The 12,148-nt window shown below is 69.9% G+C and carries 8 protein-coding genes; 4 read left to right on the top strand and 4 right to left on the bottom strand.

Annotation, left to right across the window (positions count from 1 at the left end; translation table 11 throughout):
* Positions 1-9 precede the first annotated feature (9 nt).
* Together BA895_RS19770 and BA895_RS19765 are read left to right on the top strand one after the other, a co-directional pair.
* Complete coding sequence (locus BA895_RS19770) at positions 10-1,731, top strand: ABC transporter ATP-binding protein (protein WP_139142800.1); 1,722 nt, start codon at positions 10-12, stop codon at positions 1,729-1,731.
* A complete protein-coding gene (locus tag BA895_RS19765) occupies positions 1,731-3,518 on the top strand; it encodes an ABC transporter ATP-binding protein (protein ID WP_070193601.1) in 1,788 nt (595 codons plus the stop codon). Before BA895_RS19770 ends, BA895_RS19765 begins: the two co-directional genes overlap by 1 nt.
* Before the next feature lie 64 nt (positions 3,519-3,582).
* Here the strand turns inward: BA895_RS19765 and BA895_RS23740 are convergent, their stop codons facing one another.
* The 3 genes from BA895_RS23740 to BA895_RS19750 all read right to left on the bottom strand — a co-directional run bounded on the left by BA895_RS23740 (position 3,583) and on the right by BA895_RS19750 (position 6,816).
* Positions 3,583-4,110 carry a MarR family winged helix-turn-helix transcriptional regulator gene (locus BA895_RS23740; RefSeq protein WP_070193600.1) on the bottom strand — a complete coding sequence of 176 codons (528 nt, stop codon included), beginning with the start codon at positions 4,108-4,110 and terminating at the stop codon, positions 3,583-3,585.
* A 319-nt stretch (positions 4,111-4,429) separates the two neighbouring features.
* A complete protein-coding gene (locus tag BA895_RS19755) occupies positions 4,430-6,115 on the bottom strand; it encodes a GMC oxidoreductase (RefSeq protein ID WP_070193599.1) in 1,686 nt (561 codons plus the stop codon).
* Positions 6,112-6,816, bottom strand: coding sequence for an alpha/beta fold hydrolase (locus BA895_RS19750; protein ID WP_175442395.1), 705 nt, complete (start codon positions 6,814-6,816; stop codon positions 6,112-6,114). The genes BA895_RS19755 and BA895_RS19750 overlap by 4 nt, the downstream gene beginning before the upstream one ends.
* Before the next feature lie 196 nt (positions 6,817-7,012).
* Here BA895_RS19750 and BA895_RS19745 point away from each other — a divergent pair, with 196 nt between their 5' ends.
* Positions 7,013-8,011 (top strand): ATP-binding cassette domain-containing protein, encoded by a 999-nt coding sequence (locus BA895_RS19745; protein WP_070193597.1) that lies wholly within the window; start codon positions 7,013-7,015, stop codon positions 8,009-8,011.
* The gene (locus BA895_RS19740; protein WP_070193596.1) at positions 8,008-8,859 is read left to right on the top strand and encodes an ABC transporter permease; all 852 of its coding nucleotides are present in this window, start codon (positions 8,008-8,010) and stop codon (positions 8,857-8,859) included. The genes BA895_RS19745 and BA895_RS19740 overlap by 4 nt, the downstream gene beginning before the upstream one ends.
* Positions 8,860-8,868: 9 nt before the next feature.
* On the opposite strand, the gene BA895_RS19735 is transcribed toward BA895_RS19740, so the two are convergent.
* Positions 8,869-12,135, bottom strand: coding sequence for a BTAD domain-containing putative transcriptional regulator (locus BA895_RS19735; RefSeq protein WP_175442394.1), 3,267 nt, complete (start codon positions 12,133-12,135; stop codon positions 8,869-8,871).
* Positions 12,136-12,148: the final 13 nt, after the last annotated feature.

Here is a 12,148-nt window from a genome sequence, read left to right as displayed (position 1 = left end):
GATCGTAGGATGAACCAAGTGATCCGCCTGCCCCTCGCCGACCCCGGCACCCCTGCACTGACCAGCCCGACCGCCTATCTGACCTGGGTCGCTCGAGGCCAGCGCCGCACCCTTGTGGTCGCGGTCTGCTTCGGTGTCGTGTGGTTGGTGAGCCAGGCCCTCTTCCCTGCGGTGATGGGCAAGGCCATCGACCAGGGCATCATCGGTCGCGACAGTGGGGCCCTGCTCCGGTGGTGCCTGGTGCTGCTGGGCCTGGTCGCCGTGAGCGCGATCTCGGGGATGTTCCGCCACAAGTACGCGGTGCTGAACTGGATGCAGGGCGCGTTCCGCTCGGCCCAGCTGATCGGCCATCAGGCGGCCGACACCGGGGAGGCGCTCACCCGGGCGGTGCCGACGGGAGACGTGGTGGCGACCGTCAGCTCCGATGCGATGCGCGTCGGCGGGCTGTACGACGTCTTCGCACGGTTCGTGGGCAGCGTGGTCAGCTACGTGGTGGTGGCGCTGATCCTGCTCCGCGCCTCGGCTCCACTCGGTCTGGTCATCCTCATCGGTGTGCCGGTGCTCGTAGCCTGCCTGGCCTTCGTCGTGCGGCCGCTCCAGGCCCGCCAGCTCGCCCAGCGTGAGGAGGCGGGAAAGCTGATCGGCCTCGGAGCCGACACCGTCGCCGGTCTGCGCGTGCTGCGCGGCATCGGTGGCGAGCGAACCTTCCTGCGGCGGTACGCCGTTCAGTCGCAGGCGGTGCGCAGCGTCGGCAACCGAGTGGCCGGCTACCAGGCGGCCCTCGACGCCGCGCAGATCCTGCTGCCCGGCATCTTCGTGCTCATCGTGGTGTGGCTCGGTGCGCGGTTCGCGGTGGCGGGCCAGATCACGGCCGGTCAGCTCGTCGCCTTCTACGGCTACACCGCCTTCCTCGTCATCCCGCTGCGGACTGCCACCGAGATGGTCGACCGTGCGACCCAGGCCCACATCGGGGCCGGCAAGCTCATCAAGATTCTCGCCGTGAGACCCGACCAGACCGAGCCCAGCAACCCCCGACCGCTGCCGCCGCATCCGGCTCGGCTGGTCGACCCCACGAGCGGCGCCGGCTTCGAGCCGGGTCGCTTCACCGTCGTCGTGTCGGCCCGGCCGGAGGAGTCGGCCGCGCTCGCCGACCGGCTGGGCCGGTTCGGGGCCGGCGACACCGATGCCCGCCTCGACGGCACGCGGGTGGCCGACGCACCCCTCGCCGAGCTGCGCCGCCGCATCGTCGTCTCCGAGACCGATCCGCGCCTGTTCACCGGCCCCCTGCGTGGCGAGCTCGACCCTCGTGGCGAGCACGACGACGCCACCATCCTGGCCGCCCTGTCGGTGGCCAGCGGTGACGACGTGCTCGAGGCCCTGCCCGGCGGTCTCGACAACGAGGTCGAAGAGCGCGGTCGTGCCTTCTCCGGTGGTCAGCGCCAACGTCTGGCGCTGACCCGCGCCCTCTTGACCGAGGCCGAAGTGCTGGTGCTGGTCGAGCCGACCAGCGCGGTCGACGCGCACACCGAGGCCCGCATCGCCGCGCGACTCTCGGCCGCCCGCGCCGGCCGCACCACCGTCGTCATGTCGGCCAGCCCGCTGCTGCTCGACCAGGCCGACCAGGTGGTCTACCTCGAGGAGGGTCGCGTCGCCGCGTCCGGTACCCACCGGCGGTTGATGAGCGAGCTGCCCGCCTACCGCCGGACCGTGACCAGAGGGGAGGACGACTGATGGCTCTCACCGCCGAACCCACGACCCGCAGCCTCCCGGTCTCTGACATGGCCTCGGTACGCGAGCACACGCGCGGCCTGTTCAGGCGCCATCGGTCAAGCCTGCTGGGCGTGGTCGGACTCCACGCAGTGGCGGCCGTCGCCGCCCTGGTGGCGCCTCGCGTCATCGGGCTGCTCGTCGACGAGATCAGCGGTGGCCGGTCACTGGCCCGCGTCAACACGCTCGCCCTGTGGATCGCCGGCGCCGTCGTCGTGCAGACGGTCGTCACCTGGTTCGCACGCCGTGCCTCGTTCATCATGGGAGAGACGATCTTCGCCGAGCTGCGTGAGCAGTTCATGGGTCGGGTCGTCGAGCTGCCGCTCTCGACCGTCGAGCGTGCCGGAACCGGCGACCTCGTCTCACGAACGACCAACGACGTCGAAGCCCTCTCTCGCGTGATCCGGTTCGGCATCCCGTCCATCTTCGTCGGGGGCGTCACCACGGCCATCACCGTCGTGGCGGCCCTGCTGACCGACTGGACGGTCGCGCTCGCGATCGTGGTCGGCATCCCCATGCTGTGGGCCTCCACGCGCCGGTACCTGCGCTATGCCCCCGCAGGGTACCTGCGCGAACGGGCGACCTACGCGGTGCTCAACGGCGTGGTGACCGAGTCGTCGGAAGGAGCCCGCACCGTCGACGCCCTCGGGATGAGGGGTCGCCGCCGTCGTCGGATGGACGACGCCCTGAGCGAGTGCTACGACGCCGAGGTCTACACGCTCGGGCTGCGCATGCGCTGGTTCCCGTCGGTCGAGTTCGCGTTCTTCGCGCCGGTCGCCGTGACGCTGCTCTGGGGCGGCTGGCTCATCAGCCGCGATCTGGCCACGGCCGGTACGGTCACCGCGGTCGCCCTCTACGTGCAGCAGATGGCCGGCCCGCTCGACGAGCTGATCTCCTGGCTCGACGAGATCCAGGTCGGCGCCACCTCCCTCGCTCGGGTGATCGGCATTGCCGACGTCCCGGCCGATCGGGCCGCGACGGGCGAGACACCGACCGATGACCACCTCGAGGTCAACGACGTGCACTACGCCTACCGCTCAGGCCGCGACGTGCTCCGGGGAGTATCCCTTGACCTGCGACCCGGCGAGCGCCTCGCGATCGTCGGCCCCTCGGGCGCGGGCAAGTCGACCCTCGGGCGCCTGATGGCCGGCATCGACGGGCCGCGCGAGGGCCGGGTCGAGGTGGGCGGGGTGCGACTGGTCGATCTCGAGCTGGCCCAGCTGCGTGGTCAGGTCGCACTGGTCACCCAGGAGCACCACGTCTTCGTCGGCTCTCTCGAGGACAACCTGCGCCTGGCCCGGCCCGAGGCGTCACGCGAGCAGCTGTGGGACGCGCTCACGGCCGTCGACGCCCTCGACTGGGCCGAGCACCTGCCCCAAGGGCTCGACACCACCGTCGGCTCGGGAGGGCACCGACTGACCGAGCCTCAGGCGCAGCAGCTCGCACTGGCCCGGCTCGTGCTCGCCGACCCACACACCCTCGTGCTCGACGAGGCCACCTCCCTGCTCGACCCGCGCGCCGCCCGCCATCTCGAGCGCTCGCTCGCCGCCGTGGTCGACGGGCGGACCGTGGTGGCCATCGCGCACCGTCTCATGACCGCCCATGACGCCGACCGGGTGTGTGTGGTCGAAGACGGCCGGATCAGCGAGATCGGTTCACACGAGGAGCTCCTCGTGGCCAATGGCGCCTACGCAGCACTGTGGCGCTCCTGGCGGGACGAACCACAGGAGGCACCTGCGAGCGCCGGGTGAGGCGCCGGCTCACCCAGCGGCGGCGGCTCTCTCAGCCCGCAGCGCGATGCGAGGCGGGACAGACCTAGGAGGCGGCTTGGTTGAGGGCCGTTGCGAGATCGTCGAGAAACGCCGCAAGCTCGGGGGCGGGAAGCTGCGGATGGGAGGCGTACACGGTCTCGAGTGCCGCACGGTAGCGCTCGATCACCCACTCGACCGCGTGGCGTCCTGCCGGGGTGAGGTGTAGCACCACGCTCCTGCGGTCATCGGGGTGCGGCTCGCGGCGCAGGAAGCCTGACCTCACCAGGTTGTCGATCGTGCCCGTCGTCGAACCGGTGGTGATCCCGAGCAGGTCCGAGAGCTGTTTGGGCGCCATCCCCGGCGCGGCGGCCAGGTGGCTGAGGGCCGAGAGACCGGTCAGGTTGACGCCCAGCTCGGACGCCATCGAGGCGTGCAGCCGGTTGCTGCCCACCAGGGCTCGCCGCAGCGACCCCAGCACGGCGTCCCGACTCCATGGCTCGACGGGCTCGACGGGCTCGACGGGCTCGACGGGCTCAACGGGCTCGACCGGCTCGACCGGCTTCTTCGACCCGGAATGTACCTCGGTTGTCATGCCACCTCTTTCCCAAGCCGTTCGGGGGGCCACGTTACACCTGCCTACTGCCCTGCCAACCCTCACCGACACAGGGCAGTTGGTCGGCGTCGTCTCCTCGTGCCCCCGGACCGACGCCATCCAGACTATCTGGGGAGCCGAACAACTTGACAAACAAGTGATTGAATATGTAACTTATGTCTAGCAGCCGAGGTTGTTCGCGTCGGGGGGCGTGGGGGACGGCAACGGTTCGGCTGGGCGGCGAGTTCGGGGGGACTCACGAGCCGCCGGGGGTGGCAACACCGGGGTGATGAGGGTCTGTGCCGGGGGGCACGGGCCCTCATCCGCGTCCCCGACGAAGGGCAGGACGCACATGCTGCGCGGGCCGGTCGTCGGGCCGGCCCAGCACGGGCCAGAACGACATCGCTCGCTCAGCCTGCGCGGTGATCGTCAGGCTCGGGTTGACGCCGAGGTTGGCCGACACCGCAGCCCCGTCGACCACGTGCAGGCCGGGGTAGCCCCAGACCCGGTGGTACGGGTCGATGACGCCCGTCTCGGCGGAGTCGGAGATCACGGCCCCTCCGAGGAAGTGCGCCGTCATCGGCACGTCGAACACCTCCCCGACCGAGCTGCCCGGCCACGCGCGGAGGCCGGTCGCCCTCGCCAGACCCGCGGCGAGCGCACGAACGGCGGCATTGCCTTCGGCCAGGTAGGTGGGGTTCGGCTCGCCGTGACCCTGCGCGGAGGTCAGCCGCCACCCGAACAGGCCCCGTCTGCGGCTCACGGTGATCGAGTTGTCACGGCTCTGCATGACGAGCGCGATCACTGTTCGCTCGCTCCAGCGCCTCGTCGACAACGACCGTACGAACACGGCCGGATGCCGGGCGGCCTGCCCGGCGAAGCGAACGAAGCGGGGCACGCGGCCCCCACCGTCGACCTGCATGACGGCCAGCGCCCCCATCAGGTTCGAACCCGGGCCGTAACGGCAGTTCTCGACGTGGGTCGCCTCGTCGACGTTGAAGCTGGACGTGATCGCGACCCCGCGAGTGAGGTCGACATCGCTGGGCACCCGGGCCGTCATCGCACCACCGAGTGCCTCCGAGTTGGTGCGGGTCAGCTCGCCGAGACGCGCTGACAGGTGGGGCAGTCCGTCTGCTCGCATCGCCTGCAGCAGCGACGCCGTGCCCCAGGCGCCCGCGGCGATGACGACCTGGCCGGCCGTGACGGTGTGCCGGGTGCGACCCGCAGCCCATGCACCGCTGCGCACCGTCGTGACCGCGTAACCCTGCTCGGGCGCGGCCGGGTCGAGCGGGCGCAGGTCGACCACCGTGCGCAGTGGCTCGATGGTGACCCCTCGCCGCTCAGCCAGGGCAAGGTAGTTCTTGACCAACGTGTTCTTCGCTCCCACCCGGCATCCGACCATGCAGTTGCCGCACTGGGTGCATCCGGTGCGCGCCGGCCCGTCACCACCGAAGTAGGGGTCAGGCACCCGGCGCCCAGGTTCGCCGAAGAACACGCCGACCGGCGTCTTGCGAAAGCTGGCACCCACGCCCAGCCCCTCGGCCGTGTCGCGCATCAGTGCCTCGACGGGGCCCTCGCAGGGGTTGGTCACCACGCCGAGCATCCGCTGGGCGGTGGCGTAGTGCGGGGCGAGCTCGGCCTTCCAGTCGGTGATATGGCCCCACTGCCGGTCTCGGAAGAAGGCGTCGGGCGGCACGTAGAGGGTGTTCGCGTAGTTCAACGACCCCCCACCCACGCCCGCCCCGGCCAGCACGACGACGTCGGGCAGTCGGTGGATGCGCTGCACCCCGAAACAGCGCAGGCGTGGAGCCCAGAGGTAGCGACGCACGTCCCAGCTGGTGCGAGCGAAGTCGTCATCCTCGAACCGACGGCCTGCCTCGTAGACATGAACGCGGTAGCCCTTCTCGGCCAACCGCAGGGCGGCCACCGAACCGCCGAACCCCGAGCCGATCACGACGACGTCGTGGTCGTGGCCCCGATCGTCGGGCCGTTGCTCTGCTGTCACGTCAGCGCCTCCACGCGGTCCCAGTGTCGCTCCATCAGCTCGCCGGCCACCCGCCCGTCGTGAGGCCGGTGCCCGGCGCCGGGAAACGCGCGCACGGTCGCGCCGTGGCCGGCCAGCACCTGCGCCACCTCTGCGTACATGCTGTCATCATCGCCGATGAGCACCAGGGTCGGGATGCCGGTCACGACCGTCGCGTCGACGGGGACGCCCCACGGCGGACGCAGTGCTCGCAGGTGCTCGGCCATGCGCTCGAGAGCCTCTTCGGATACGTCGGGGACGGGGGTGGTGTTGGCCGCGGCGAACCGGGCAGCGAACTCTCGAGCCGAGACGGCCGCATCGCCGGCCACTGCGAACACCGGGCTGAGCGCAGCGATGTGGGTCGCCGTGCGAGGCGATCGTGACGACACCGCGAGCGCCGCAGGCTCGACCAGGGTCAGTGAGGCGACGCGGTCGCGCCGAGCCGACGCCATCAGCAGGGCGGCGATCGCCCCGTAGGAGTGTCCGACGAGATGAACCGGGGAGTCGAGCCGTGCGTCGAGCGCGGCGACGACGGCCTCGGGGTTGTCGCCCACCGTCAGCCGTTCGAGAAAGAGACACTCCCGTTCGGCGGCCAGGTGTGCCTGGCCCGGCCACGCGGAGGCGCCGGCTCGACCGTTGCCGGCAACGAACACGACCGGGAGACGGCTCGAGATGACAGACACGTGACCAGACTCCCAGACGGTCACCCGTGACGGCGCCCCTTCTTCCGGCGGTTCTCGTCCGGCCGACAGACCGGCTCCTGACTCCCGGTCAACCCATCTCGAGGCGTGTCAGCGCGCTGTAAGCGGTTGTGAGCGCTCTGTGAGGGCGCGGCCCCAGGGTGGAGACCGACACCAGCTGCCAGTGAAAGGACACGCCATGTCGAAAAGCTCAGACTGGGCCGTCGAGGCCCACGGGCTCGTCAAGACCTTCGGCGACAACCGCGCCGTCGACGGGGTCGACCTCAGCGTTCGCACCGGAACCATCTACGGGGTGCTCGGCCCGAACGGGGCGGGCAAGACCACGACCATCAGCATGCTCGCCACCCTGCTGCGCCCCGACGAGGGCACCGCCACCGTCTTCGGCCACGACGTGCAGAACGAGGCTCAGGTCGTGCGCCAGCTCATCGGGGTCACAGCCCAGTTCGCTTCGGTCGACGAGCGGCTCAGCGCCTCGGAGAACCTCGTGATCTTCGGTCGCCTGCTCGGTCTCGGCCGAACAGAGGCGAAGCGCAGGAGTGCGGAGCTGCTCGAGGAGTTTGCGCTGACGGAGGCCGCCAGAAGACCGATCAGCAAGTTCTCGGGTGGGATGCGCCGTCGGCTCGACCTCGCGGCCAGCCTCATCGCCCAGCCACCGCTGATCTTCCTGGACGAGCCCACCACGGGCCTCGACCCCAGAACGCGCGCGCAGATGTACGACACCATCCGCCGTCTCGTCTCCACCGGCTCGACCGTGCTGCTCACCACGCAGTATCTCGACGAGGCCGACCAGCTCGCCGACCGCATCGCCGTGATCGACAACGGCAAGGTCGTAGCCGAGGGAACCTCCAACGAGCTGAAGGCCTCGGTGGGCGAGTCCTCACTGCAGCTGCGGCTCATCGACCCGGCCGACACCGAAGACACCCGGCGCGCCATCGCCAGCGTTCTCGGTGTCGAGGCCACCATCACCTCCGAACCCGGTCGCGTCACCGCACCGATGACGAACCCCGACGCGGTCACCGACCTGTTCATCACCTTGCGAGAGGCCGGCATCCGGCTGGCCGAGATGTCGGTGCAGAAGCCCACGCTCGACGAGGTGTTCCTGACCCTCACCGGTCACGGCGTCGAGGCATCCACCGAAGCGAGCGACGCTTCAGAGCCAGAAAGGGTCAGCGCATGACCACCACGTCCACCACTCACGCCCGCACCTCAGACATCACCCCGAACATCACCCCGGGGGCGACCCGGCAGCCGCGCAACCACGTCAGCTTCGAACAGACCGTTCGCAACTCTTTCACCATGGCCTATCGCGGCCTGCTGAAGATCAAGCGGACACCCGAGCAGCTCGTCGATGTGACCCTTCAGCCGATCATCTTCACCCTGATGTTCACCTACATCTTCGGCGGCGCGATCTCGGGCAACATCGCCGGCTACCTGCCGATCATCATTCCTGGCATTCTCGCGCAAACCGTGATCACCACCTCCGTGGTCACCGGTGTGCAGCTGCGTGAAGACATGGACAAAGGCGTGTTCGACCGCTTCAAGTCGATGCCCATCGCCCGCATCTCGCCGCTGGCCGGAGCACTGCTCGCCGACACCGTGCGCTACCTGATCGCCTCGACGCTCACCTTCGTCATGGGCTACATCATGGGCTGGCGCCCCGCCGGCGGGCTCGGTGCCGTCATCATCGCAGGCCTGCTGGTGATCGTCTGTGCCTGGGCGATCAGCTGGGTGTTCGCCTTCTTCGGGGTGATCGCGCGCAGCGCCTCCAGCGTGCAGGGCATCTCGTTCCTCGTACTGTTTCCGCTCACGTTCCTCTCGAACGCCTTCGTGCCGGTCGAGACCATGCCGGGATGGCTCCAGTGGTTCGTCAACGCCAACCCGGTGTCGCACCTGATCACCGCGGTGCGTGACCTGACGGGCAGCGGGACGATCGGAAGCGACTTCGGCCTGGCCCTGCTCGGTGCGGCGGTCGTCGTCGCGATCTTCGCCCCGCTCACGGTTCGGGCCTACATGCGCAAGGCGTGACGGCTGGCGCTACCGCAGTCGCAGCCCGGGATGCCGGAGCAGGTCGCAGGCCAGGGTGAGGGCCTCCATCGGGCCCAGGCCCTCGATGGCCGCACGGGCGTCGTCGACCGCGGCCGACCCGTGTTGGGCGGTCGCGGCAGACACGTGTCGTGCGAGGTTCAGCGACGGGAAGTCCTGCCGACTGCCGAGCACCTGGGCGATCGCCAACAGCTGCAGGCCGGTACGGACCAGCTCGGGCGAGCGCACACTGCACTCCGGCGACGTGAGCCAGACCGCGACCCCCAGGGCTGCAGTGCCGGCCACCGGCTGGTCGACGAGGTCGGTCTGAGCTCGCTGGGTGACCAACAGCCGCGTGCGAAGCTGACGAGCTGTCTTCTCCACCCAGGCCAGGTCGGGGCTGCGGGCCGCCACGTGCGCACTGATGGCGCCGCTGGAGATCACCGCGAACCACGCCGCCACCCGAGGGCTGACCGACCTGCAGCTCTCGGTTGCGTTGCGGTAGAGCGCGAGTCCCGCAGCGGTGTGACCTTCCATCAGCTCGATCTCAGCGAGGCCCGTCAAGCCGATGGCGCGCAGATCAGCGAACTGTGGGCTCAGCGACTCTGCGTCTTCCGAGATGAAGGCGGTGAAGACGGAGCGGGCGCGGCTGGTCTCTCCGAGGGAGATCTCGTTGATCGCGATCAGCCAGCTCAGCTGCTGCAGGTCGGCACTGGCCTGCAGCTCGCCGAGCGCCGTCTCCGATCGAGCGGCCCAGACCAGTGCCTCTGCGGCATCCCCCGACTGGCTGTACAGGCTCGCGAGCGACTGGGCGGCCGACGCCAGACACCACACGTTCAGTGTCTGCTTCGACAGCTCGTACGACCTGCGCACCTCGGCCATCGCCCCCACCACGTCTCCCGCGTTCTCGGCGAGCTGACCGCGCAGAAGCGAGCTGAGCGAGGAGATGGCCGGATCGGATGAGGCACGGAACCGTGCGAGCAACCTCTCGACGCTCACCAGATCGGTCGACGCGAGCACGAGACTCGACAGCATCTCGATGCGCGCGTCGCGTGCAGCGCCGAGCCTCTTCACGGTGCGCAGCCGGCCCAGGCCGAGGAGCATGGTGCGCCGGTCTCCCGAGAAACCCGAGGTCGCGATCAGGGAGTACGCGGCGATCGCCGCGTCGAGGTGGTTGGAGTCAGGGCGGTAACGCCTCGTGGCGTGAAGCACTGAGGCGCTGAAAGCCGTCACGTCGGTGTGCGCCCCCCGCATCAGCCAGTAGTCACCCAGCATCGCGTACACCGCGAGCACCACCTCTGCATCGCCACTGCCGATGGCCTCTCGAAGCACACTGACCAGGTTGTCCTGCTCGGCGCCCACGCGACGGAAGGCGGCAACCTGGTTTCGCCCGTTGAGCTGCGGTGACCAGGTGGTGGCGAACCGCTGCGCCCACGCGAACATCGCGGTTCGCACGCGTGGCTCCTCACCCGAAGCGGCGAGCTCGAGCTCACCGAACTCGCGCACGGTCGCCAGCATGCGATAGCGCATCAAGCCGGTTGCCGGGTTCTCGGAGGCCGACACGAGTGACTGGTTCACCAGCCCTTCCAGCGCGTCGGTGGTGTCGCTGCCTGACGATGCGGCACCAACAGCCGCAACCGCGTCTGCGTCGAAACCGTCTGGAAACAGAGACAGCCGGGGCAGCAGCGCCTTCTCGTCATCACCCAGCAGGTTCCAGCTCCAGTCGATGACGGCCATGAGGGTGCGGTGGCGTGCTGGTGCCGTGCGTTCGCCGCCGGTGAGCAGCGCGAACCGGTTGTTCAGGCGACGTTCGATCTCCTCCACCGACATCGACCGCACGCGCGCGGCCGCCAGCTCGATCGCGAGAGGAAGACCGTCCAGCCTCGTGCAGAGCCGGGAGACGGTGACCTCCGGCAGGATCACGCCAGGTCGAGCGGCCAGCGCCCGTTCCATGAACAGCTGGGTCGCCGGGCCCGGGACCGACCCCTCGTCGTCGCTCGTGAGCGAGTCGAGCAGGTAGACGCTCTCCCCGCTGATCGCCAGCGGTGACCTGCTGGTGGCGAGAATACGGACCGTCGTGGTTGAGGCCAGGAGGTCGGCGATCCACCCGGCCGCGGCGTCGACGACGTGCTCACAGTTGTCGACGATCAGCAACGTCTGGCGCTCACCGAGCACCGACAGGATGCGTTCGCGCAGGTCGAGCTGCACCCCGGCGTCACTGAGCTTCAGGGTCGCACTGCTGACCTCGCGGATGCCGAGAATCGAACCGAGCGCCAGCACGACGTCCTCGCCTGAACGCACCCCGGCCAGCTCGAGGAACACGACGGCGGGCGCAGAGGATCGGTGCGCGAGCTCCTGCGCCAGCCGAGTCTTGCCGAGGCCACCGGGCCCGAGGATGGTCGCCAGACGCGAGTCGAGCAGAAGCTGTTCCAACGCGGCGAGATCGCGCTCGCGGCCCAGCAGCCGGTTCGGCACCTCGCGCAGGCCGATGCGCACCCGCCCTGGCGGCTGGACTGCGACCGGAGAGCTGTCGTCTCGAAGCAGCTCCGTGTTGAAGCGCAGCAGCGACGCCGAGGGAGAGATGCCCAGCTGGTCTCGCAGGGCGGAGCGGAAGCGCGCGAACGCGGCCAGCGCGTCGTTGCGGCGCCCCCCGTCGACGAGCGCACGCAGCAGCAGCAGGTGCAGCTCCTCGTCGAGCGGGGTGGCAGCGAGCAGCGACTCGATCTCGCCGATCTCGCCTGCCGAGCGACCTTGGTGAAGACGGCACTCCACCCGGATGCGCCGCAGCTCAGACTGCAGGGCACCGGCCCGGGCCGCGAGCTCGGAGGCCGGCGCATCGGCCAGCCCGGCGCCGGGTTGCGCACGCCAGAGGGCCAGACCCGCGCTCGCCTGTCGCTCGGCTGTCGCATGGTCGCCCAAGGCAACAGCGGCCCGCGCCGCATCCCGAAGGCTCCCCGCCTGCCCCAGATCGGTGCCATCGGCCCCCGTCGCGAGGGCATAGCCACCGTGCGACGACACGAGCAGGCCGGCAGCGCTCTCAGCCCGCACCCGCGACACGAGTGTCTGCAACGCCGCCTTGCCCTGCCGTGGAGGCTGGCCGCCCCACAGCTCGTCGATGAGCGATGCGACAGACAGCACGTCCCCCCGCGCGAGCACGAGGGCGACCAGCAGGCTCCTGCCCAGAGTTCCGGTCGGCTCCACGAGCGAGCCCGCACGTCCTTCGACCAGCACCGGACCGAGCACGGCGACCCGGGTCGCGGTGCTGGGGGTCAAGGTCACTTGGTCCATTCTG

This window comes from Humibacillus sp. DSM 29435 (genome assembly GCF_001758225.1).
Classification (GTDB): Bacteria; Actinomycetota; Actinomycetes; order Actinomycetales; family Dermatophilaceae; genus DSM-29435.
This window is presented reverse-complemented; position numbering and strand designations above follow the sequence as displayed.

Excerpts from the sequence above, each read along its gene's own strand:
- BA895_RS19770 (WP_139142800.1), top strand. The coding sequence starts at position 10 with ATGAACCAAGTGATCCGCCTGCCCCTCGCCGACCCCGGCACCCCTGCA.
- BA895_RS19765 (WP_070193601.1), top strand. The coding sequence starts at position 1,731 with ATGGCTCTCACCGCCGAACCCACGACCCGCAGCCTCCCGGTCTCTGAC.
- BA895_RS23740 (WP_070193600.1), bottom strand. The coding sequence starts at position 4,110 with ATGACAACCGAGGTACATTCCGGGTCGAAGAAGCCGGTCGAGCCGGTC.
- BA895_RS19745 (WP_070193597.1), top strand. The coding sequence starts at position 7,013 with ATGTCGAAAAGCTCAGACTGGGCCGTCGAGGCCCACGGGCTCGTCAAG.
- BA895_RS19740 (WP_070193596.1), top strand. The coding sequence starts at position 8,008 with ATGACCACCACGTCCACCACTCACGCCCGCACCTCAGACATCACCCCG.